The organism is Bacillus sp. es.036 (assembly GCF_002563635.1).
In the GTDB taxonomy this organism is placed as follows: domain Bacteria; phylum Bacillota; class Bacilli; order Bacillales; family Guptibacillaceae; genus Guptibacillus.
The window spans coordinates 1254781-1275928 of the sequence record NZ_PDIZ01000001.1 but is presented as its reverse complement, the minus strand read 5'-3'; the positions used below and the strand labels follow the sequence as shown (position 1 = coordinate 1275928).

General features: G+C 41.0%; 25 protein-coding genes. 6 read left to right on the top strand and 19 right to left on the bottom strand.

Features of this window, described 5'->3' with window-relative positions; translation table 11 throughout:
* Window positions 1-183: 183 nt before the first annotated feature.
* From ATG70_RS06600 to ATG70_RS06590, 3 genes are all read right to left on the bottom strand, one after another.
* Entirely contained in the window at window positions 184-1194 is a 1011-nt protein-coding gene (locus ATG70_RS06600; RefSeq protein ID WP_098443552.1) for a glycoside hydrolase family 15 protein, read from the bottom strand.
* A gap of 97 nt (window positions 1195-1291) precedes the next feature.
* Window positions 1292-1549 (bottom strand): YhdB family protein, encoded by a 258-nt coding sequence (locus ATG70_RS06595; protein ID WP_098443551.1) that lies wholly within the window; start codon window positions 1547-1549, stop codon window positions 1292-1294.
* Between the two features lie 77 nt (window positions 1550-1626).
* Complete coding sequence (locus tag ATG70_RS06590) at window positions 1627-2487, bottom strand: CvfB family protein (protein WP_257147631.1); 861 nt, start codon at window positions 2485-2487, stop codon at window positions 1627-1629.
* Window positions 2488-2617: 130 nt separating this feature from the next.
* Here ATG70_RS06590 and ATG70_RS06585 point away from each other — a divergent pair, with 130 nt between their 5' ends.
* A complete protein-coding gene (locus ATG70_RS06585) occupies window positions 2618-2887 on the top strand; it encodes a DUF2524 family protein (RefSeq protein WP_098443550.1) in 270 nt (89 codons plus the stop codon).
* Between the two features lie 39 nt (window positions 2888-2926).
* On the opposite strand, the gene ATG70_RS06580 is transcribed toward ATG70_RS06585, so the two are convergent.
* The gene (locus ATG70_RS06580) at window positions 2927-3445 is read right to left on the bottom strand and encodes an acyl-CoA thioesterase (protein WP_098443549.1); all 519 of its coding nucleotides are present in this window, start codon (window positions 3443-3445) and stop codon (window positions 2927-2929) included.
* Window positions 3446-3461: 16 nt separating this feature from the next.
* Entirely contained in the window at window positions 3462-5150 is a 1689-nt protein-coding gene (locus ATG70_RS06575; RefSeq protein ID WP_098443548.1) for a formate--tetrahydrofolate ligase, read from the bottom strand.
* 283 nt (window positions 5151-5433) lie between these two features.
* Between ATG70_RS06575 and cspD the strand changes: the two genes are divergently transcribed.
* Together cspD and ATG70_RS06565 are read left to right on the top strand one after the other, a co-directional pair.
* The gene (cspD, locus tag ATG70_RS06570) at window positions 5434-5634 is read left to right on the top strand and encodes a cold-shock protein CspD (RefSeq protein ID WP_098443547.1); all 201 of its coding nucleotides are present in this window, start codon (window positions 5434-5436) and stop codon (window positions 5632-5634) included.
* A 117-nt stretch (window positions 5635-5751) separates the two neighbouring features.
* Window positions 5752-6000, top strand: coding sequence for a DUF2564 family protein (locus ATG70_RS06565; protein WP_098443546.1), 249 nt, complete (start codon window positions 5752-5754; stop codon window positions 5998-6000).
* Window positions 6001-6026: 26 nt separating this feature from the next.
* Here the strand turns inward: ATG70_RS06565 and ATG70_RS06560 are convergent, their stop codons facing one another.
* Together ATG70_RS06560 and ATG70_RS06555 are read right to left on the bottom strand one after the other, a co-directional pair.
* Window positions 6027-6689, bottom strand: a complete 663-nt coding sequence (locus ATG70_RS06560) for a reverse transcriptase-like protein (protein WP_098443545.1) — start codon at window positions 6687-6689, stop codon at window positions 6027-6029.
* 12 nt (window positions 6690-6701) lie between these two features.
* Window positions 6702-6878, bottom strand: coding sequence for a zinc-finger domain-containing protein (locus tag ATG70_RS06555; protein ID WP_098443544.1), 177 nt, complete (start codon window positions 6876-6878; stop codon window positions 6702-6704).
* Between the two features lie 126 nt (window positions 6879-7004).
* Here ATG70_RS06555 and ATG70_RS06550 point away from each other — a divergent pair, with 126 nt between their 5' ends.
* Window positions 7005-7406, top strand: a complete 402-nt coding sequence (locus ATG70_RS06550) for a reverse transcriptase-like protein (protein ID WP_098443543.1) — start codon at window positions 7005-7007, stop codon at window positions 7404-7406.
* 62 nt (window positions 7407-7468) lie between these two features.
* On the opposite strand, the gene ATG70_RS06545 is transcribed toward ATG70_RS06550, so the two are convergent.
* From ATG70_RS06545 to ATG70_RS06500, 11 genes are all read right to left on the bottom strand, one after another.
* Window positions 7469-8347 (bottom strand): 5'-3' exonuclease, encoded by an 879-nt coding sequence (locus ATG70_RS06545; RefSeq protein ID WP_098443542.1) that lies wholly within the window; start codon window positions 8345-8347, stop codon window positions 7469-7471.
* A 120-nt stretch (window positions 8348-8467) separates the two neighbouring features.
* On the bottom strand, window positions 8468-8590 hold the full coding sequence (locus ATG70_RS22760; RefSeq protein WP_255461983.1) for a hypothetical protein: 123 nt from the start codon (window positions 8588-8590) through the stop codon (window positions 8468-8470).
* Window positions 8591-8650: 60 nt separating this feature from the next.
* On the bottom strand, window positions 8651-8908 hold the full coding sequence (locus ATG70_RS06540) for an IDEAL domain-containing protein (protein WP_098443541.1): 258 nt from the start codon (window positions 8906-8908) through the stop codon (window positions 8651-8653).
* A 125-nt stretch (window positions 8909-9033) separates the two neighbouring features.
* A complete protein-coding gene (locus tag ATG70_RS06535) occupies window positions 9034-9321 on the bottom strand; it encodes a YokU family protein (protein ID WP_098443540.1) in 288 nt (95 codons plus the stop codon).
* Complete coding sequence (gene ablA, locus ATG70_RS06530) at window positions 9318-10727, bottom strand: lysine 2,3-aminomutase (RefSeq protein ID WP_098443539.1); 1410 nt, start codon at window positions 10725-10727, stop codon at window positions 9318-9320. Before ablA ends, ATG70_RS06535 begins: the two co-directional genes overlap by 4 nt.
* 132 nt (window positions 10728-10859) lie before the next feature.
* Window positions 10860-12233: a sigma-54 interaction domain-containing protein gene (locus ATG70_RS06525; protein ID WP_098443538.1), complete on the bottom strand. Its 1374-nt coding sequence runs from the start codon at window positions 12231-12233 to the stop codon at window positions 10860-10862.
* A gap of 42 nt (window positions 12234-12275) precedes the next feature.
* Window positions 12276-13130 (bottom strand): putative beta-lysine N-acetyltransferase, encoded by an 855-nt coding sequence (gene ablB / locus ATG70_RS06520; RefSeq protein ID WP_306472689.1) that lies wholly within the window; start codon window positions 13128-13130, stop codon window positions 12276-12278.
* Window positions 13131-13216: 86 nt separating this feature from the next.
* Window positions 13217-14443: a peptidase gene (locus ATG70_RS06515; protein ID WP_373560777.1), complete on the bottom strand. Its 1227-nt coding sequence runs from the start codon at window positions 14441-14443 to the stop codon at window positions 13217-13219.
* A 20-nt stretch (window positions 14444-14463) separates the two neighbouring features.
* Window positions 14464-15126 carry a 3-oxoacid CoA-transferase subunit B gene (locus ATG70_RS06510; protein ID WP_098443536.1) on the bottom strand — a complete coding sequence of 221 codons (663 nt, stop codon included), beginning with the start codon at window positions 15124-15126 and terminating at the stop codon, window positions 14464-14466.
* Window positions 15096-15788 (bottom strand): CoA transferase subunit A, encoded by a 693-nt coding sequence (locus ATG70_RS06505; RefSeq protein ID WP_098443535.1) that lies wholly within the window; start codon window positions 15786-15788, stop codon window positions 15096-15098. Before ATG70_RS06505 ends, ATG70_RS06510 begins: the two co-directional genes overlap by 31 nt.
* Before the next feature lie 19 nt (window positions 15789-15807).
* Complete coding sequence (locus tag ATG70_RS06500; protein ID WP_098443534.1) at window positions 15808-17178, bottom strand: aspartate aminotransferase family protein; 1371 nt, start codon at window positions 17176-17178, stop codon at window positions 15808-15810.
* Between the two features lie 136 nt (window positions 17179-17314).
* Here ATG70_RS06500 and ATG70_RS06495 point away from each other — a divergent pair, with 136 nt between their 5' ends.
* Complete coding sequence (locus ATG70_RS06495; RefSeq protein ID WP_179886207.1) at window positions 17315-18769, top strand: PucR family transcriptional regulator; 1455 nt, start codon at window positions 17315-17317, stop codon at window positions 18767-18769.
* A 348-nt stretch (window positions 18770-19117) separates the two neighbouring features.
* A complete protein-coding gene (locus ATG70_RS06490; RefSeq protein ID WP_098443532.1) occupies window positions 19118-20272 on the top strand; it encodes an aminotransferase A in 1155 nt (384 codons plus the stop codon).
* Between the two features lie 58 nt (window positions 20273-20330).
* On the opposite strand, the gene ATG70_RS06485 is transcribed toward ATG70_RS06490, so the two are convergent.
* Entirely contained in the window at window positions 20331-21146 is an 816-nt protein-coding gene (locus ATG70_RS06485) for a sulfurtransferase (RefSeq protein WP_098443531.1), read from the bottom strand.
* Window positions 21147-21148: the final 2 nt, after the last annotated feature.

The following is a 21148-nucleotide window of genomic DNA, read 5'->3' as shown; positions in this document are numbered from 1 at the left end:
ATTCCACGATACTTATCCTCTACATCCTAAAGATTCGACACGTACCTTTAGGTTTCCTCTTAAAAAATTTATTGTCGAAAAATACATGTGTTTTTCGACAAATAAGGGAATATTTTTTCATAAATTGCAATAAAAAAAGGTTGCGCATCGTAGCGCAACCTTTCACATTTATAAATAAAAACCTTAAGATACATTCTCTTGCATTTCATTCATCCGTACTTGAAGTTGATAAGCCATGGAAATAGACCAAGCTAGCGGTGTGTTTTTATTTGGAATATTCGTACCGCCAATATAAAGTTCAGGAATTTTTCCACTTTCAGGTGTTATACTCATCGTTTTCGACCAGTATTCACTCATTTTATCAAGTTCTCCTAGCTGCTCATAGCAAAGACCTAACCACGGGAATCCAAAACACCATTCCGCTTCGCTACCTTCGTTATAATACACATCATTTTCATACCTTATAATGCCTCGTTCTCGCTCAAGCCGTTCTGTGACCCGGTCCACAATTTGGATCGCTTGTTCTCTTGATACAACATTTAAAGGATAAATTAATGATAAAAGAGCTAAATCCGTTTCTTTCGTTTCACTTTCACAAGGCAAAAGTTTATCTAAAGCTTTTTCACCTTCCTCAATCATATATGACGGTACGTTAACGAGAGTTTTAACGGCTTTTAGTCCCGCTACACACGCTCCAACGCTTGACGCATGTAATTCTACATTTTCTTCCCACATACCATTATCAGGGCTTTTCCAGTATTCGAGACATTCTAGATAATCTACAAGTTTTTGAACGATACGCTGGTCTACTTTGTCTCTTAACATCGGCTTACCATTTTGAATTCCTTGACCGATTCCGAATAACATAATACCAACTGCATCATTTTGCGCATGTCCCCATTCGACGGGAATTTCTTCTAAATTTCTTGTATAACGTGCATGAATGTATTCATGTAAATAATGTGGCTTTTGTTCCGTATGAATATCAAGCTTCCACTCATATTTTCTAAGTAGTGTGAGTAAAGCATTGTACGCTTTTTCATATCGTGAACATTTCGAATTTAAATATGGCATAACCGCATAGCATACATCTCTGATCCAAACGTAGTCGTAATCATCCGATGTACTTGCAACATAAGCTCCGTTGGGTAGTCGCATACTTTCAAGTACACTGTGCAGCTGCTGTTGATTCATATTTCTCACCTGCTCCTTATTTTTTACTACAATTATACCCTTTTCGACAATTTTAAACCTTTTTAACCATAAAAAAACCGACCCCATATGCTTGAGGTCAGTCTAAAGTCTGATTTATAGCGGCCATTTCACTAAGGTCAGGTTCCATCCGATATACGTAATCAATGTAGGAAAGAAGCGTATCCCGTGCTTCCTTTACCTTCATAAATTCAGTTTCACGTATAAAGGCATAAACAAATTGTTCAATTCGCTTCGAAAGGATGTCATCTTCTGTTTTCATCATCAAAACACTAAGATCAATGCAAGCACAATGATGCGTGTAATATAGAGCTTTGTCATAGTCAGTAATATCCAATGACTTGCCCCCTTTCTAGGAGCTTAGGTATAGTATTAGCCCGTAAGCTCCAGTTACACGAAGAAAAAGATGACATATTAGGATTTTAAAATGGTGACTCCCTCTTGTTGTTCAACCTTCTTTTCTTTGATCAATTTCCCCATTGCGCGCTTAAAAGCAGCTTTACTTATGTTAAATTCATTCTTAATCGCTTCTGGATCACTTTTATCAGTAAAAGGCATTTGATTGCCGTGCTTCTCCATATATGCAACAAGGCGATCTGAGTCCTCAAGTCTTGCTTCTTTTACAAGAGGTCTTGTCGATACGTTCACACGACCGTCTTCCCTTACAAATGTAATTCTCATTGTAAGACGCTGACCAAGTCTTACTTGTTCTTTCATCTCATCTTTATGCAAATAGGCAAGATACCCTTCACTTGTTAAAATTGAAACGCCATCTTCAAGGAAGCGGAAAACTAATCCTTCAACTTCGGAATTTTTACTATCTGCTGGTGCTGCGACAGAAAGTTCCTGAATTTCTTCAAATTTACTTAAATCAGCAAAAAGACGCTGCTTTTTATCAAGCTTTAGCCCACAATAGAGCTCATCTCCAATAGCAGGCCAGGTAGCCCAGTCATAAGGTAAGTCATCTTTTGATAAAAGCATGTCCTTTTGAATACCAATATCCACAAATACCCCAAGGCTTCGCTTCACTTCTACAACCTTTAGAATCGAAAAGGAATCCATTGTTACGAGCGGAACTGTTTCAGTGGCTGAAAGTCTTCCTTGATGGTCGTGATATAGAAATACCTCTACTTCATCATCTTCTTCGTAGTGATTTTTAGCTTCTTTTTTATGAAGCATCACATCTTCATATCCATTTGTTAAAAAATACCCGTATTCTTGCATACGTGCGACACGTAACGTAGTCATTTCTCCTGCATGTAATTCACTTGCCAACTTGATTCACGCCTTTCTTGTTTCTCATCTTAGTATATCACTTTCACTTCTGTTATTTCCCCTTCGTTCTCATAAAAGTATCTTTCCTGTCAATACTAATCATGAATCAATACAAAAGGAGAGGTTCCTCATGTCCACATACCGTAAAGTAGAAGAAATGTTAAAAAACGCTCATGAGCTAACTGAATATGCTGACGAGCAGCTCCAACTAGCTACAAAGCAGCAATCAGCGGTCAATGATAAGGGTTATACAGAAACCCAACAATTGCTTGAACGTATGTCTGTTGAACTTGATAAAATGATTCACAGTGCAAATCCTGAACAGCGTGACGCGCTTCACAGAGCGCAACAGCAAATTCAGGATCGACAGAATAATTTTATTCTTGGATTTGAAACGTGAGATCTGCTAACAGCAGATCTTTTTTTGAGGAGAAGCTACTTAAGAAAAAACGCCAAATTCACTTGCTAACGTCTGTGAATGTTTCCTTCTAGCCTTTCTCGCTTTCATACGTTCGTAACCACCATCGTGCACGAACTTCTCTTCTTCCGTTTCAGGAATGGCTTCTGGCACCCTTGCCGGAACGCTTTCTTCATCTAGCGCCACAAACGTTAAAAAGGATGTAGCACATACTTTCTTTTTACTCGAAATCACATTTTCGGCAAAGATTTTCACAAACACTTCCATTGATGTATTATGCGTCCAGCTTACATAGGCTTCTAAGCTAACGACTTCTCCTTCACGAATCGGACTTAGAAAATCAATGGAGTCCGCTGATGCAGTCACAACAGCGGATCTAGCGTGTTTTGACGCTGAAATCGCCGCAATGTCATCTATGTAGGACATTAGTTTACCACCAAATAGTGTTCCATGTGTATTCGTGTCTGAGGGTAATACAAAGCTTGATTTTGTCGTTCTAGAATCACGTATTAATTTCTTTGATAAAGCAGTATTCGACATTTTTTAGCCACACTTTCTAGAAAAGCCCAATTGCGGTTCCATCTTCTGAAACATCCATATTAAGAGCTGCTGGTTTTTTAGGTAATCCTGGCATGGTCATCACGTTACCGGTTAATGCTACGATAAATCCGGCTCCAATGGAAGGGCGAAATTCACGGATCGTTATTCGAAAGCCAGATGGCCGTCCGAGTAGTGAAGGATCGTCCGAAAGTGAATACTGTGTTTTCGCCATACAAATTGGCAGATGCCCCCACCCATTTTCCTCAAATTCTTGCATTTGCTTTTTTGCTTTAGCGGATAAATCGACGCCTTCAGCTCCATAAATTTCTGTTGCGATTTTTTCCAACTTTTCTTCAATGGTGCTTTCAAGGTCATAGAGAGGTTTGAAATGGTTCTCATTTTGTTCCATTTCGTTTAATAACGTTTTAGCAAGTTCTACTCCACCTTCTCCACCATTTGCCCATACGTCTGTTAAAGCCACTGGTATGTCCTTTTCCTTGCACCATTGAAGCAATGCATTTACTTCAAGTTCGGTATCAGTAACAAACCGGTTAATCGCCACTACAAAAGGAACACCAAATTTTTTAACGGAAGATACATGATGCTCAAGATTAACAAGCCCTGCTTGTAACGCACCAACATCTTCTTTTTTAAGCTGATCTTTCGCTACGCCGCCGTGCATTTTAAGAGCACGAATTGTGGCAACGATAACAGTTGCTGCTGGTTCAATTTCTCCTGCTCTCGTTTTAATATCAAAGAACTTCTCAGCGCCCAAATCTGCCCCAAAACCAGCTTCTGTGATCACATAATCAGAAAGCTTTTGAGCCATTTTCGTTGCAACGACGCTATTGCACCCATGAGCAATATTTGCGAATGGGCCCCCATGAATGAGCGCAGGTGTATTTTCTAACGTCTGAACGAGATTTGGGTTCATGGCATCTTTTAATAGAAGTGTAATCGCCCCTTCTACACCTAAGTCACCAGCTGTAATCGGCTCTTTTGTTAAGCGATATCCGATCACAATTGAAGCAATCCGCTTCTTCAAATCTGATAAGTCGGATGCTAGACAAAGAATGGCCATGATCTCTGACGCTACTGTGATATCAAATCCATCTTCACGGGGCACTCCTTGCGTTGGACCGCCTAAACCAACAATAACGTTTCGTAACGCCCGGTCGTTCAGATCTACAACTCGCTTCCACGTCACGCGTCTAGTATCAAATCCGACTTCATTTCCTTGATGAATGTGATTATCAATAAGGGCAGAAAGAGCATTGTGAGCAGACGTTATGGCATGTAGATCTCCTGTAAAATGGAGATTAATGTCTTCCATTGGCATAACTTGAGAATATCCTCCCCCAGCTGCACCACCTTTAATACCCATGCTTGGCCCTAGTGAAGGTTCTCTCATTGCGACAATGGCTTTTTCACCGATTCGATTTAATGCTTGAGCAAGACCGACTGTTACCGTACTTTTCCCTTCTCCTGCAGGGGTCGGATTGATTGCAGTAACAAGCACAACTTTACCAGAAGGATGAGTATTCAAACGTTTCATCGTATTCAATGAAATTTTCGCTTTATAATGACCATATGGCTCCCATTCATCTTCATGTAACCCTAATTGTGCAGCGATCGATTTAATTCGCGTCATTTTCGATTCTTGTGCAATTTCGATATCACTCTTATATGTTAGTCCCGGCTTCATAAAACCCCTCCATAAATTAAATTGCATAACTCCATTTTCCATCTTACCCAACTTTATTCTCTACGTTAAGGATTATGTGCTATTCTCTAGGTAGTGTTGACATTTTTATAGTGAGACGTTATAGTTAAATTAACCATTTATCACATAGGATATTTGATTGAGAATTTGAATTCGATTTTTTGTGCACTTCTCGTACACATCGAATATCTCTTCTTCAACATCCGGTGAATGGTTGAAATTTAAAGTGCACAAGGATTGTGCTAAGCTTTTAGGAGGAACAAACATGCAAAACGGTAAAGTAAAATGGTTTAATGCAGAAAAAGGATTCGGTTTCATCGAAATCGAAGGAGCTGACGATGTATTCGTACACTTCTCAGCAATCAATGACGAAGGTTTCAAAACACTAGAAGAAGGCCAAGAAGTTTCTTTCGAAATCGTTGAAGGAAACCGCGGACCTCAAGCTGCTAACGTTAACAAAATTTAATTATAAACCTCAAAGGAACTGATGCCTACATCAGTTCCTTTTTTTGCGTCTTTTTTCGGTTAATTCCCATTAGTTGTGGCCATACTATGCTTGAATGATTGATAAAGGTGGGATGACATGTCAGAACCATATTCTGATTTACAACAAATTGAAATGTCCATTAAATCAGCACAGCATCTGGTTGGCCAGGCTACAAAAAGTATGAATGGGAATCAATTGAAAGCTGCTCAGGACGCGATTAACCAGGCCAAAGAGCAATTTCAGCAGGCACTTTCACACAAATCCGGTACTAATGAACAATTTTATGAATTCTCAAGTGAATTGATTGAAAAATGCGAAACTCAATTAAGAGAAGCGAACGAATAAGAGAAGCAGCCTAATTGCTGCTTCTCTTATTCGTTATCCAGCTCAATCGAGCTACTAATTTCTGTTCCATTCAACGCTTGCTTCGCTAAGCGATGAGACTCTTTATTTTCATCGCGAGAAATATACTTGTACACCGGTTGCAGTCTAAGTTGTTGGAGCGTATCTTCAATGCGATCCATCCATCTCGTAAAGAGCGGTTCATAGACAGCCCACTCGCCTGCAAGTTGGTTGATGACAACTTGAGAATCCCCTTTAATCAGAATTTCCGTATCTTCTACATCAATCGTTTTAATTTCCTGAAGACCTAGCCATAAAGCAGCATATTCAGCTTCATTATTGTTCTCAAGATAGTCCAGCGCTTTATTGATACGAATCCGTTTTCTCTTTCTTCCCTCATAATAATAAATGACTGCGCCACACCCAGCCTTCTTTGTCTGTTTATCAAAGCTACCATCAAAAATAATTTCAATAGAAGCAGGGCGTTCTTGTTTTTTTGTCATATAGGTTTCTAATTCTTTCACAGACCATTTTGTGCCTCTGTTATCTAAAAAGTATAAATCAATGGAGCGACCCGTTTTAACAATATCACGAGCCATTAACATCGCTTCATTAAATGGCATTTCATCAGACGTCATCCAGGAGGAAATGCCTCTAGGCGTTTTGTATTTCCATTTTACAATTACATCCATTATTGGTCCTCCTTATGTCAAATGTTTGCCTAATTGTTTTAATTCATCTCCAACCGTGCATTCGGTAATGCAAAAGCGCTGGGCGTGACACTTACCGTAATCATGCTGGTTGACTCGTTTTAATAAGCAATCCTGACAATATGTATCAAGGATTAATCCAACTTCCATCATCACTTCTTTTTTCTTCATACTTTTCACTCCTACACACAGTCCCTTCTATACAGCTTTCTCCTTTTATCTTAAATGTATGTCTTCTCTCTACGAACATGATTATGATAAAATACAGCAAGACCAGTCCACAGAGAGGAGCACCATATGATTGAAGTCTATGTAGACGGAGCAAGCGCAGGTAATCCAGGCCCTTCCGGCGCCGGTGTTTTTATTAAAGCTGAAGGTAGCGTCATTAAATCCGCTCTTCCACTTGGTATGCTCTCAAACCATGAAGCAGAATTTGAAGCATTAATTCACGCGCTCTCAATCTGTAAAGAGAAACAGTACCGTACACTATCCATACGAACAGACTCACAGCTCGTCAGCAGCGCTGTAGATGGAAGGTACGTCAAAAATAAAAATTATCTACCCTATTTAACTCGATGCCTTGAATTAGTGGATCAGTTTGACCTCTGTTTTATTAAGTGGATTCCTAGTTCCAAAAATAAAATGGCAGACGAACTCGCCCGAAAAGCAATTCAACAAAATGAACAGAAAGAACAATAATCCTTTAACCGAACAAAACGAGCGCCTTTATATGCAAAGGCGCTGTTTTATGTTCTTTTTCTTTACATACGGATGCGTAACCCTAGCTTATCGAGCTCGGATTTCATTTGGTTAATATCAAGATCTAACTTGCACTCCGCAAAAGAATAAAGATCAAGTTCAGGAATCGCGCGCTCAATTGTAACGAGCTCTAAACTTAATTTCGCCAATTCCTCACCCTCAGTCAGTTTTTTTCGATAGCGATTATATTTGCTGTCTAGTACACCAATACTTTCATACACACCTTGAACCGATCCATATTGCTGAATAAGTGGTAACGCTGCTTTGTCTCCTACACCTGCAACACCAGGGATATTATCACTCTTATCACCTAAGAGAGCTTTCACATCAATCCACTGACTAGGAGTAATGCCATACTCCGTTATAAAATGATCTTCTGTATATACCCGGTCTCCTTCTTTTCGAACCGCGATGATTTGTGAGACAGCAGGATTTAAAAGCTGAAGCAAGTCTTTATCGTTACTGTAGATGTAACAATCGCCATGCCCCTCTTTTGTCCATCTTTCTGAAAGTGTGCCGATAACATCGTCCGCTTCAAATCCTTCTACACTCATCTGGGGAATTCCTGTTGCATTAAACAAATTCACTGCTGTTTCATATTGCTGAATCAGAGGAGCTGGTAGATCATCTCTTGTACCTTTATAGTCTTCATATAGCGCTTTACGCTTTACTTCATTTCGTTTTACGTCCCATGTGACAACAAAATGAGTTGGTTCATAATCATTGATAAGAGACATTATTTTTTGTAGCTTCACTCTTAAAGCATTTGTGAAAAGTCCTTCAGAGGTTTTTGAAAGCTGCTCTTCTGACTTTCCATATGCGGTAGCAAAATAACCCCTACTTAATAAATTAAACCCATCAATTAAGATTAGTCTTCCCATGTTTCTGATCTTCCCTTCGCTCAAAAAACCTATTTTCTTTTGTAATGGTAACATAGATTCAGAAAGTACGTTTTGAGCGCAAAAGAAGAAGCCTCCAAAATGAATTGGAGGCTTCTTTCTTTACTGCGGATTTTTGAGCTTTTCTGCTTCCATCTCTGCATAGGATGGCATTTGTTTCGCTTTTTGCTGTTTTGCATTATTATTACGCTGTGCATTTGGATTGCCTTTTTTCTGTCTGCCCATTGTGACACTCCTTTAGAAAGTAATTCTTCTCTAGTTTGTGTCAGTTAGGTCTCATTCTATTCAGTCGAAATGAAGCTCCTGTTTGTAAGAACGGAGAAACGCAACATACTGTCTTGACGCTTCTTCAAATGCCTTCTCGTCTCGTCGGTCTAGAGCTTGATCAATGGTTTGCTGATAACGTTCTTCCTGGAAAGTAAAGACAGCTTCATCAAGGATTAATTGGGCGTACAATTCCAACTCAAACGTTTCCTGTTCTTGTTTCTTTTTCATAGCACGTTGTTTCATATTGTCTTTATACGACTTATGATGATTGTTCATGCTAGCTCTCCCCCCTCTGAAGCTCTTTTTTCTATTATACGAGGGAATCGTCAAAATATCAATATTTTTCAGAATATTCCGATATAACTTTTTTTAATTCATATTTTTGTCTTTGAAAGTCCTTTTTAAAGTGGATAACGATTAATGTCAAAATAGTTTTTCTTTAAAAGTCTCTCCTGACTCATTAATTCTTTGTAGGAAAAAGAAGGAGGTAATTTCGACGTATCAATTAGCATAAGCTGTTCCTCCACATCACCAACTAATTCGTCCGTTTGGTAACACATCCCACAGTCACTACATTGAATCGACGGCAAATCACTTATTTCTACAGCTCTAGATCCGTCTGGGAGCTCCCAATACCCTTTATCAAGCGTTTCAAATGCGCCCTGTTGCTCGCACCATTTGCAGATCATACGCTTTCTTCTCCTTTCTCACTGCCTTTGTATTTCTGCTGCTCTGAATTAAATTTCTTTTCCTTCATTAAGTCTCGCTTATCACGTTTATCTTTTAATGAGCTGTGCGCCGCATCTTGTTCATACTTCGACCTTCGATCAAACCGCTGTATCCCCTCTGGAACAAGATTAAATCGTTCATCCGTCATCAAGGAATGGATCCCAATTGCAGGTTTTTTCTTCATTTCATAAACCTGATTAAAATACGTATCGGCTGTGCCTGGGGTATAATTTTCAGGCTCTGGATAAGAGGTAATAACTCCCTCAAAGTTTCGTAAAATAACTTTATCTGCACTTTGGGAAATCATGTAATTCGGCTGTAGAGCGATCTTCCCACCACCACCAGGTGCATCTACGACAAAGGTCGGCACGGCATAACCCGACGTATGTCCTCGCAATCCTTCAATAATTTCCAATCCCTTGGAAACTGGAGCACGAAAATGGCCGATTCCTTCTGATAAGTCACATTGATAAATATAGTATGGCCTTACTCTTATTTTCACGAGATCATGCATCAGCTTCTTCATGATAGGGACGCTATCATTAATACCTGCAAGAATAACTGCTTGATTTCCGACTGGAACACCCGCATCTGCCAGCATTTCACATGCTTTTTTGGATTCCTCGGTAATTTCAATACTTGTATTAAAGTGGGTATTTAACCAAACAGGATGATACTTTTTAAGAATATTACATAAATCTTCCGTTATCCGCTGTGGAAAGACGACAGGCGCTCTCGTTCCGATTCGAATAATTTCAACGTGTGGAATTGCTCGTAAATTTTTCAAAACGTACTCAAGAATTTTATCATTAATCAATAACCCATCTCCACCAGAAATGAGAACATCCCTCACTTCAGGCGTATTCGAAATGTACTGAATCGCTTCATCCAGCTGTTTTTTTGGAACGCCCATTCCAATTTGCCCAGAAAAGCGCCTTCTCGTACAATAACGGCAGTACATAGAACACTGATTTGTTACTAGAAAAAGAACGCGATCCGGGTAACGATGCGTTAACCCTGGAACAGGCGAATCTTCATCTTCATGAAGAGGGTCTTCAAGGTCATACCTTGTTTTATACATCTCTTGAGAAATTGGCACTGACTGCATGCGTACCGGGCAACGAGGATCATCAGGATTCATTAATGAAGCATAGTAAGGTGTTATGTTTAATGGAATGGTTTTTGTCGCAATCTTGACACCTTCTTCTTCGTCCGGTGTTAAATTAACGACTTTCTTTAAATCATCTAGCGTTCGAATCGTATTCGTAAGCTGCCAGATCCAATCATTCCACTGATCTTCGGTAACATCCTTCCACAGTTCAATGTCTTTCCAATGACGACCAGGCTTATAAAGTTGCATTAGCATCATACATTCCCCCTTCATATAATCTACTTCTATACTATGCAAGTAGCGTGCCAGCTCCATTATTTCTTTCAAGAAAGCAGAGTACCACGCTTTAGGGGTGTAACGTGCAATAAAAAAAGTCAGAGGTGCTCATTATTCGGCACTCTGACTTTGATGTTTGGAAAGTTTATATTGGAGCGTTTGTCTAGGAATACCGAGCTGCTCTGCTGCTTTTTTCACATTGCCAAGACAATTTTTCATCGCTTGCTGGATAAGATCTGCCTCTGTCTTAAGTAAGATCTCCGGAAGAGACTGCACCATTTCTCGCATCGGTTCTGAAAGTAACATCGGAAAGTCCTTTTCAACTAATATGTCGCCTTCTGCAAAATTCATCGCTGATTGAATCACATGTTCCAGCTCTCGTACGTTTCCCTGCCAACTTCGATGATACAATCGGAACTCTGCTTTCTCATCAATAGAAACAATGTGCCTCTGGAACTTCTTATTATACTTTTCGATAAAATGGGCAATTAAATCGGGAATGTCTCCACGTCGCGCACGAAGCGGAGGTATTCGAAGGTAAATCACATTTAGACGATAAAACAAATCTACACGTAAGCGCCTGTCTTCAAGGGCTAATTCCGGTTCTTCATTGATCGCTGCAATGATACGGACATCTACTTTTCTTGTTTTGCCTGCGCCTACTCGTCGGATCACCCCATCTTCTAATACGCGAAGTAGTTTTGCTTGAACATCAATTGGCATCGAATTGATTTCATCAAGAAAAAGCGTTCCGCCATTCGCAAGCTCAAATAAACCTTCTCTCTCCTCCGCACCAGTAAAGCTTCCTTTTGCCGTTCCAAAAAGAATTGACTCGAGAATCGATGCCGGTAAGGCGGCACAGTTTTGAGCGATAAATGGTCCTGGTCGTTTTGAAGCATTGTGAATTGACTGCACAATTAGCTCCTTTCCAGTACCTGTTTCACCATAAACAAGAATAGGAGAGTTTAGAGCTGAAGCTTTCATTGCCCGCTCCTTCACTTGCATAAACACTGGATCATTTGTTCGAATGTGATCAAACGTATAACTGGTTCCATCATCAAATTCTTTCGCTGTTTTCTTGTTCATTTTTGATTGTAACTCCATTACCTTGTCCGATAACGTTTTAATACGAGAAATGTCACGAGCAATCTCTACAGCACCTTCTAAATGACCTTTAACGACAATAGGCAACGTTGTATTTATTGTTGAGATAAGTTTCCCTTTCATGTTTCGATACGTTTGATCTTTATTAAAAATCGCTTTTCTCGTCATCAGAACGTGTGAGAGCGTACTCGTTTCTTTTGAAAGAGAAGGAAACGCTTCTAAATAATGCTTTCCTAACACATCTTCTACAAGTAATCCATCGTGTTTTGCTGCAATTTCATTGTAGTATATCGTAACACCTTGATTATCTACAACGTGAATGCCCTCATCAATACTTTCTAAAATGGCTTCAAACATGCCTTCAGTTAACGTATTCCTCATAGACGTCCTCCTTAATGCCAGAAATTCATCTATTAGTGCCCATTATTCAGCACTTTTAATAAGAAGCTTACTCCAAAGATTCATATTCTCCCAATCTTGAAAAATTTTCACATTATTGACAAGCCTTCCTCCGTATTGATAATCAAGCTGATGTAAAACAGCGTTCATGCCAAACGATCGGCTTCTCGCAATCGAGTATGCGTAATAAATATTTTCTCGAAGCAGTTCTTGTTCTAACGCCATAATTAAGTGGCGCATCGTACCTCCTTTTCTGTATTCTGGGAGCGTGGCGCAATCTGTCATTTCCGCGTTTTTATACGTGCGGTTCACTTCTGCTGAAGCAGCACTCACAATTCGGTCATTCTCTTCAATCAGAAAGAAAATTGTATCACTTCTCATCACTTTTTTAATATAGTTTGGGTTATCCATCGGGGTTGGGTAAACGGCAAACACCTTTTGGTAGAGAGCTGCAAGTTTCTCTGCATCTGCTTCCGTCCCTTTTCGCATAAGAGGCTTTTCCTTAAGTGGAGAGACTTGCTTCATACGAACAGCAGCTAGTAGCTGATCCTCTTCCAACCACGTTTGGCTATTACGACGCCAGGCTCCGTTATATAACGTCATTAAATGAGCATCACTCCCTGAATAATAGGATTGAATGACGCCTTCATACGTGTAGCATTCGGAAAGAAAGAACGAAACGTGTTCACCTTTTGCTTTCACAATGCATTTTGTATACTCATTTGTAAAGATACTCTGAATGTGAGCGGCAATGGAACGAAGATTACCATCATAATGATCCACACGAATTCGCTCATTAAAGCGATCAAGCGTACAAGTAAACGTATAGTCCTCACCACGATATACTTGTTCCACTGCTTCTAATTGTTTTTGATTCACCCGCAACCCCTCCCACACTTCCTAAACAGTATTTCTTCTTTCTTAGAAGGAACTCCTTTAAAAAAGAAAAAAGAGCGCCTCCGCTCTTAATCGTTAAACCCACACCATTCCATTATGATGTGAACATAAAGTTCTGCCGCTAGCATCATCTTCTCAACCTCGATGTATTCATTAGGAAAATGAGCAACAGCCGTCTCGCCAGGACCAAACACAATGGAAGGCGTCTTTCCTACTTCTTGCAACAAGCCTCCATCCGTCCCCCACGGAGACGCTTCAACAACCACTTCTTCTCCCGTTATTTCCTTGTAATTACGACGAATAACCGTAACGAGAGGATGATCTTCAGCTACTTCACCAGGAAGCCATCTCGCTCCAAACCATTCGATTCCAACTGGGTTTTCCGATAACCAGGCGTCGTCCACTTCCTTTAACGCACGCGTCATTTCTTCTTTTGCATGATCTAACTCTTCACCAGGAATAACCCCCATTCTCCCTTCGACAACTACCTGATCAGGCACTGAAGATGGCCAGTCGCCACCAGAAATTTTCCCAATATTAATCGGGACAGGGATTGGTATATTTTGATAAAGGGGATCCGTAATCCCGTCATTTCGCTTTTGCTCGAGCTCCTGTATTGCTGTAAGGACTAACATCGTTTTCTCAATCGCTGAAACCCCTTCATACCGTGTTCCCCCATGCGCGCCTCGACCGCTTACGTTTAAGCGAAACCACATTGACCCCTGTTGTTTCGGAAAAATTTTCATTTTAGTAGGCTCGGGAATAAGCGCGGCATCCGCTTGATACCCGCGCTCAATTGCCGCAAGCGTACCTGTTCCACCACTTTCTTCTTCGACAACGCTTTCAAAAATAACATCGCCTTTTAATACAATTCCTAATTCTTTTATGCATTTTAAGGCAAGAAGCATAGATGTATTCCCGCCTTTCATATCCGTGGCGCCTCTTCCAAAAATCCGACCACCCTTCACTAATCCACTATAGGGATCCTCTTCCCAATCGCTCCTATTCCCCGGTGGTACTACGTCAATGTGGCCATTTAATAGGAGAGATTGACCACCACCACTCCCCCTCCAAACGCCGACGATATTAGGACTTTGCGAAAAATCAGTACGATTTGCACAAAAGGCAGGATGATTGATCGTCTCCGGCCCTGGAAAGAAGTGATCGACTTTCATTTCTAATTGTTCGAGTTCAGCTTCCACAAGGCGCTGCACTTCTGCTTCATTTCCCTGTACACTGTCACACTGCACAAATCGTTGAAGGAGGTTTATGCCGCTGTTTTGATGATCATCCATCCATTTTTTGATTTTACTCTTCAATACGTTCGCCCCCTTACATGATCAACATTTACCTGCGCTTCTGTAGCGTTTAACACGTCGCCCAAGGAGTAGCCTGGCATCACTTCTAACAAATAAAGTTTACCATTCTCCACCTTCATCACTGCTCGCTCAGTCATAATCATATCAGCACCCTCTTTAACCGTTAAAGGTAAGGAGCATTCTTGTACAATTTTAGGATAACCTTCCTTTGTTGTATGGCTCATTAAAACAATCACTTTCTTAGCTTTTTGGGCAAGATCAATTGCTCCCCCCATCCCGGGAACCCTTTTTCCCGGAACAATCCAATTGGCAATGTCTCCTTTACCACTTACCTCAAGAGCACCGAGAATCGTTAAATCGAGATAACCCCTTCTCACCATTCCAAATGCTTCTGCACTATCAAAAAAAGAAGCACCGGGTTGAATCGTGACTGGGTAACCTCCGGCGTTTGAAAGGTTCCCGTCCTCATGACCAGGCTCCGGGCTACCTCCCATGCCTAGAATGCCGTTCTCCGTATGAAGCATAACGTCCAGGGAAGCTGGAATATAGTCGGCTACTAGCGTAGGAATACCGATCCCAAGGTTAACCATCATGCCATACGTTACTTCTCGTGCAGCTCTTTGAGCGATCAACCTTCTCGTTTCAGCTCCCATACCCATTTCCAATCAACCCCTTTGCTTTTGATCACGTGATCAACGAAAACACCTTGCGTTACAATTTGTTCAGGATCAAGCTCACCTATTTGGACGATTTCAGCCGCTTCCGCTATCGTTAGATCGCCAGCCTGTGCCACAAGCGGATTCGTGTTCCTCGCGCTTTGATCATAAAGCAGGTTCCCGTATAAATCAGCTTGCTTACAGGCCACAATCGATAGATCTGCCGTTAAAGCAGGTTCAATCATATATTCCTTTCCCAGGACAACTGCCTTTTCTTTACCCTCTTCAACAGATGTTCCAAGCCCTACATCGACTAATATCCCACCAAGTCCCATTCCACCTGCACGAATTTTCTCTGCAAGCGTACCCTGGGGATAAAATTGAACATTGAGCTCTCCTCGATGCATTTGTTTCCCCGCTTCAGGATTAGATCCAATATGCGAGGCAATGAGTGTTGAAACCCTTTTTTCCGTTACAAGCTTGCCCGGTCCTATCCAAGGGAATCCAGCATCGTTACAAATCAGGGTGATGTTTTTAATGCCGGAATCTAGTATCCATTCAATAAGCGATGGCGGTGAACCGACTCCCCCAAAACCACCGCACATGATGGTCATGTTATCTTTCAAAATATCTAGTTCTGACAAGTCGCATGTCTTACTTCGCATATTGAGTTTCCTCCGATCATCAGCTTATCGAGCGCTTTTGGTAGAGTCCTTCTGCTTCAAGTTCCTTCTCCAATTCAATCAACCCTACGTTCAGCTTGGATAAGAGAAGCTGAACTTCATGTTCTTTAATCACAAGCGGAGGCGCCACAATGACAGCGTCACCAGCCATCCCGTTTAGGCCACCTGCAGCTGTATATACTAGAAGACCAGCTTCATAACATTTCCGAATAAAACGATTTGTCACTTCATGTTGAAGCGAAAACGGCTCTTTTGTCACTTGATCTTGAACAAATTCAATGGCCGTTAGTAAACCGAGCCCTCTCACATCTCCGATAATGGAATATTGTGCTTGTAACTCTTTTAATCCTTTTATAAGAATGGCCCCACTTTTGGAAGCATTTTGAACAACATCGTTTTTATCGATATAGTCGAGAACAGCAAGACAAATAGCGGATGATAATGGGTTTGCACTAAACGTATGCCCGCTTAAGACGACCTTTGATCCTCGTTCAATTACTTGGATGATTCGATCCGAAACTAGCGTTGCTGCCATCGGTGTGTAACCGGCACTCATTCCTTTACCGAGTGCTAAAATATCCGGGGCAACTCCCCAGTGTTCCATCGCATACATCTTCCCTGTTCGACCTATACCTGTCATAACTTCATCCGCGATAAAGAGAATATCATAGCGTTCACAAACGGCTTTCATTTCTTGAAAATAACGATCAGGTGGTACCACAGCTCCTCCAGCTGCACCAATCACAGGCTCACAAACAAAGGCTGCGATTGTTTCGGCACCGAGCCGTTGAATGGTTTGTTCAAATTCAAACGCATATTGTTTCGAACAATTTGGGCAATGATCATGGAAAGAGCATCGGTAACAATAAGGAGGCGATAGCGTTGGATAGTGTTCAAGCATCGCATTAAAACGACTTCTCCGAATCACATGACCTGACATCGATAGCGCTCCCATTGTAATTCCATGGTAGCTCATCCACCGTGATATGATTCTGTTCTTCGTTGGACGACCAAGTTCCTGCCAGTACTGAACAGCTATTTTTAAAGCCGTTTCCATCGCTTCAGATCCACTGTTCACAAAAAACACCCAGTCAAGGTCACCCGGTGCAGATTGACAAAGACGTTCTGCAAGTTGCTCAGCTGAAGTGCTTGTAAACTGGGAACGATACACAAATGATACCTGATCTACTTGCGCGACCATCGCTTCTTTAATTTCTGGAACGGCATGCCCGATGTTCGCAGTGACTGCCCCAGAGCATCCATCAATAAAAGCATGACCTTGTTCATCGTATAAATAAATTCCTTTTCCGTGAGAAATAACAGCATAATCCATCCCAAGCAAAGGTTTGATCAAGTGGGTTCTTTTCGTCATTTCGGATTTGTCACCTCACTTTTTTTGTCTATATCTCTAGCCTATGTGGGATAGCGAGAAAATTCTATTCCACACCATCTACAAAAAATTCAGACTTTGTTGTACGATTTGGATAAGAGGATTGGGGGACACATCGATGGGACTATCCGTTAGAGAGGCGTTACAACTATCCGAAATGAGGGAAATCAAATTAATTGCTGGAAAGCAAGGAATCGATCGCGATATTAAGTGGTTAACGATTGTGGAAGTTATGGAGGACGTCACACGTCTTCATGAAGGTGAATTCTTAATTACTACTGCATATGGTTGGCATGAAAAATCCGACTCTTACTCAATGCTCATCCACGCACTTTCAAACCGGCAGCTTTCCGCGGTTGCAATCCATACGGGATTTTACTTGGATGTTGTGCCATTAGCGATGATTGAAGCCGCAAATCGAACGGGGTTACCGCTCCTTGAAATTCCAAGAACGATGAATTTTTCTACCGTTACTAGAAGTATACTCGAACAACTTGTTAATAAGCAGCTTAGTATGCTCACACAAGCACAGCGCATTCAAGATGAATTAACAGCTCTAGTCATTAAAAATACCGGCTTTTCATCGTTAACAGATGCGCTTTCAAAATTACTTCACTGCAATGTATCGCTCTATGAATCAAATCAAGCTCTTTTAGCAGGATCATATATAACTAACCGACAATATCCAATCGAACACGCTTATCCGATTGTGACAGAAGGGCAAACGATCGGAACGATCTTCATTCAAAAACAGACTCCTCTCACGTCACTTGATCAGCTTGCGCTTAAACAAGCAGCGAATATCTTTGCGATTGAATTTCTTAAGTTACGAATTATTGAAGATACACGATCACAAATGGAAGCGGATTTTCTTGATATCCTCTTTTCGCATTCGTATGAAGATGAGAAAACGATTCTAAAGAAAAGCAAAGAAATGGGCTATGATTTAACCCGTCTTAACTGCGTAGCTGTTCTTTCTTCCTCCAACTTATCTGAACTCGAACTGCAGTGTCAGCAAACGTTGATTTCAACAAGAACAAAAGGCTTAATCAAAAGGAAAATGGATCACGTTGTCGTTCTTTTATGCGGTGATTTTGAATCATTTATAGACGAGCAAGAGTCTTCTTTATCTACTGTAGGTGTGAGCACAGCTACAGGAATTCGGGAGCTTGAATCTGCTCTTAAAGAAGCGTTAGTTGCTCATCATTTTGCCCGGTATCGAAAAGAATCTCTCATTCAATTTAAATCCTTAGGAGCTTACCAGGTATTCATTCGCTTAAAAGAAAATGGAGAGGATCTTACGGCTTATTATGAACCTCTCTTATCACCGATTGTCTCGTATGATCAGAAACACCAATCTCAACTAATGAGAACGCTTGAAGCTTTTTTAGAAAATAACCTTGTTATTAATCGCACAGCGGATAAACTTTTCATACACAGGCATACGCTAAATTATCGAATTAAACAATTAGAAAAGCTAATGGGAATTGATATTTACTCTTATGAACAGCGCATCCACGTTCAATTCGCTTTACTGGCTTATTTGACAGACAGTATTTTGTCATCAAACTAAAAAGACCAGATTCCACTACCCCGGAATCTGGTCTTTTGTGTATCATGAAAGAATTTGGTGATCCGCCCTAAATTATCTGAATATTGGTTATCCACAGAATTTTGTGGGTAACCTATATCCCCCTACCATACCCCCGAGCGAAATGAAAATACCGGGTGTGGGTATATAGTTTCTTCTGTTGATAAGTCTCAGAAAACCAATACTACCAGTACTTAGCCGAGTTATCAACACCTACATTCTTAATCCATTTTGGAACTTATCCGCAAAAGAACTTCATTTCGACGATAGTTTAAAAATTATGCTACAATGATGTTTATGAGAAGTTGAGACGGAAAGGAAGACAGCCCTATGGAACATTTATTAAACCCTCGAGTAAACAACATTGAAATTTCAGGTATCCGTACTTTTTTTAATATGGTGGCAGATTATGAAAACATGATTTCGTTAACAATCGGTCAGCCAGATTTTGAAACGCCCGGTCACATTAAGGAAGCGGCTCAATCGGCCATTGATCAAAATAAGACGACGTATACACACAATGCTGGCATACTTGAACTCCGTAAAGCGGCATCCCATTTTCTAAAAACAAAGTACAACCTAACATACAAGCCAGAAACTGAGGTCATTACTACCTCAGGCGCTAGCCAGGCGATTGATGTAACGCTTCGTACTCTTCTTACTGAAGGCGATGAGGTTATATTGCCTGGACCAGTATATCCCGGATACGAACCAATCATTACGCTATGTGGCGCTGTTCCTGTACACGTTGATACGACGGAAAATGGCTTTAAGTTGTCACGCTCACTAATTGAATCAGCGCTGACAGAACGAACAAAATGCATCATTCTTCCATCACCATCCAACCCAACAGGCGTCGCCATGTCTGCAGCTGAACTTGAGGATCTTGCGGCTCTATTGGAAGATAAAAACATTTTTGTTCTCTCTGACGAAATTTATTCAGAACTAACCTTCTCAGGAGATCACGCTTCCATCGCTCAATTTGCTAGCATGCGAGAAAAGACAATCGTCATAAATGGACTTTCCAAGTCCCACGCAATGACAGGATGGCGAATTGGATTTTTATTTGCACCAGAAGCGCTCGCAAAACACATTTTGAAAGTGCACCAATACAACGTTTCCTGCGCTTCTTCTGTCTCTCAGTATGCTGCTCTCGAAGCGTTGGATAACGGACTTGATGATCCCATTGAAATGAGAACGGAATACTCGAAAAGAATGAACTATGTATTTGATCGATTAGTCGGAATGGGGCTATCACCAATCAAGCCTGACGGCGCATTCTATATCCTTCCTTCTATTAAACAATTTGGCTTAACCTCTTTTGATTTTGCCATGAAACTCGCAAAAGAAGGCAATGTTGCTGTTGTGCCAGGCAGCGCTTTTTCCACATTCGGAGAAGGATATGTTCGAATTTCCTTCGCATATAATCTCGATGTGTTAAAAGAAGGGATGGATCGACTAGAACGATTTCTTTCTACTCTTTAAAACCATATAAATGCTCAGAAAAAAGCCAGCCCTACATGTGTTTCGGGCTGGCTTTCATTTAGTTTGAATCAATTGGATTATTTTGATAAGACACCCAATCACTATAGCTACCTGGGTAAAGCTTCGCATGCACCCCGGCTTCCTGTAGAGCGAGCAAATTCACACAAGCAGTTACCCCAGACCCACAGTAAACAATTGGCTCCTGACCGTGCTCGTTTATCCCTACTCTCTCTTCAGGGTCTTTCCATTTTTGATCTTCGTTCAAGTTATCTTTCCAAAAATAGTTGATTGCCCCAGGGATATGGCCCGCTTGTTGATCAATCGGCTCTTTTTCTCCATTAAAACGCTCTGGAGTACGAGAATCAATAATCGTTCTCCCTTCTTGTTGCGCCTGCTTCACATCGTTCATCGAAACAATCATTGATTTATCAAGGCTAATTGGATATTCAGAGCGGTTAACTTCCGGAACCTTCGTCTCAAGCTTATGCCCCTCCCCTCTCCACGCTTTCAGTCCTCCATCAAGTACAGCTCGCTCCTTATGACCAGCAAAACCAAGTAAAAACCATAATCTTGCAGCCATTGCCCCATATTCATAGTCATATGCAATCACTTTTGAATCCTGCTGGATCCCTAACCTTTCAACGAGCTCCTGAAGCTGTTCTTGATCTGGTAACGGGTGTCTCCCACCGTGCTCTCCGACTTCACCCGATAAATCCTTTTCAAGATCAGCATATAGAGCCCCAGGGATATGACCTTCTACATAAGCAGCATAGCCACTTTCAGGCTTGCCTAATTCAAACTGACAATCAACAATCACAAGATGTTCATCGTATAAATGATGTGCGAGCCATTCAACAGAAACAAGATTTTTCATCG

What these genes read in the sequence shown, in the direction of transcription:
- ATG70_RS06565 (WP_098443546.1), top strand. Translation starts at nt 5,752, where the DNA reads ATGTCAGAACCATATTCTGATTTACAACAAATTGAAATGTCCATTAAA.
- ATG70_RS06485 (WP_098443531.1), bottom strand. Translation starts at nt 21,146, where the DNA reads ATGAAAAATCTTGTTTCTGTTGAATGGCTCGCACATCATTTATACGAT.
- ATG70_RS06505 (WP_098443535.1), bottom strand. Translation starts at nt 15,788, where the DNA reads ATGCGAAGTAAGACATGCGACTTGTCAGAACTAGATATTTTGAAAGAT.
- ATG70_RS22760 (WP_255461983.1), bottom strand. Translation starts at nt 8,590, where the DNA reads ATGGGCAGACAGAAAAAAGGCAATCCAAATGCACAGCGTAATAATAAT.
- ATG70_RS06525 (WP_098443538.1), bottom strand. Translation starts at nt 12,233, where the DNA reads ATGAGGAATACGTTAACTGAAGGCATGTTTGAAGCCATTTTAGAAAGT.
- ATG70_RS06510 (WP_098443536.1), bottom strand. Translation starts at nt 15,126, where the DNA reads ATGGGTATGGGAGCTGAAACGAGAAGGTTGATCGCTCAAAGAGCTGCA.
- ATG70_RS06535 (WP_098443540.1), bottom strand. Translation starts at nt 9,321, where the DNA reads ATGATCTGCAAATGGTGCGAGCAACAGGGCGCATTTGAAACGCTTGAT.
- cspD (WP_098443547.1), top strand. Translation starts at nt 5,434, where the DNA reads ATGCAAAACGGTAAAGTAAAATGGTTTAATGCAGAAAAAGGATTCGGT.
- ATG70_RS06585 (WP_098443550.1), top strand. Translation starts at nt 2,618, where the DNA reads ATGTCCACATACCGTAAAGTAGAAGAAATGTTAAAAAACGCTCATGAG.
- ATG70_RS06515 (WP_373560777.1), bottom strand. Translation starts at nt 14,443, where the DNA reads ATGGATGATCATCAAAACAGCGGCATAAACCTCCTTCAACGATTTGTG.
- ATG70_RS06600 (WP_098443552.1), bottom strand. Translation starts at nt 1,194, where the DNA reads ATGAATCAACAGCAGCTGCACAGTGTACTTGAAAGTATGCGACTACCC.
- ATG70_RS06550 (WP_098443543.1), top strand. Translation starts at nt 7,005, where the DNA reads ATGATTGAAGTCTATGTAGACGGAGCAAGCGCAGGTAATCCAGGCCCT.
- ATG70_RS06555 (WP_098443544.1), bottom strand. Translation starts at nt 6,878, where the DNA reads ATGAAGAAAAAAGAAGTGATGATGGAAGTTGGATTAATCCTTGATACA.
- ATG70_RS06495 (WP_179886207.1), top strand. Translation starts at nt 17,315, where the DNA reads ATGGGACTATCCGTTAGAGAGGCGTTACAACTATCCGAAATGAGGGAA.
- ATG70_RS06575 (WP_098443548.1), bottom strand. Translation starts at nt 5,150, where the DNA reads ATGAAGCCGGGACTAACATATAAGAGTGATATCGAAATTGCACAAGAA.
- ATG70_RS06490 (WP_098443532.1), top strand. Translation starts at nt 19,118, where the DNA reads ATGGAACATTTATTAAACCCTCGAGTAAACAACATTGAAATTTCAGGT.
- ATG70_RS06560 (WP_098443545.1), bottom strand. Translation starts at nt 6,689, where the DNA reads ATGGATGTAATTGTAAAATGGAAATACAAAACGCCTAGAGGCATTTCC.
- ATG70_RS06580 (WP_098443549.1), bottom strand. Translation starts at nt 3,445, where the DNA reads ATGTCGAATACTGCTTTATCAAAGAAATTAATACGTGATTCTAGAACG.
- ATG70_RS06545 (WP_098443542.1), bottom strand. Translation starts at nt 8,347, where the DNA reads ATGGGAAGACTAATCTTAATTGATGGGTTTAATTTATTAAGTAGGGGT.
- ablA (WP_098443539.1), bottom strand. Translation starts at nt 10,727, where the DNA reads ATGCTAATGCAACTTTATAAGCCTGGTCGTCATTGGAAAGACATTGAA.
- ATG70_RS06540 (WP_098443541.1), bottom strand. Translation starts at nt 8,908, where the DNA reads ATGAACAATCATCATAAGTCGTATAAAGACAATATGAAACAACGTGCT.
- ATG70_RS06500 (WP_098443534.1), bottom strand. Translation starts at nt 17,178, where the DNA reads ATGACGAAAAGAACCCACTTGATCAAACCTTTGCTTGGGATGGATTAT.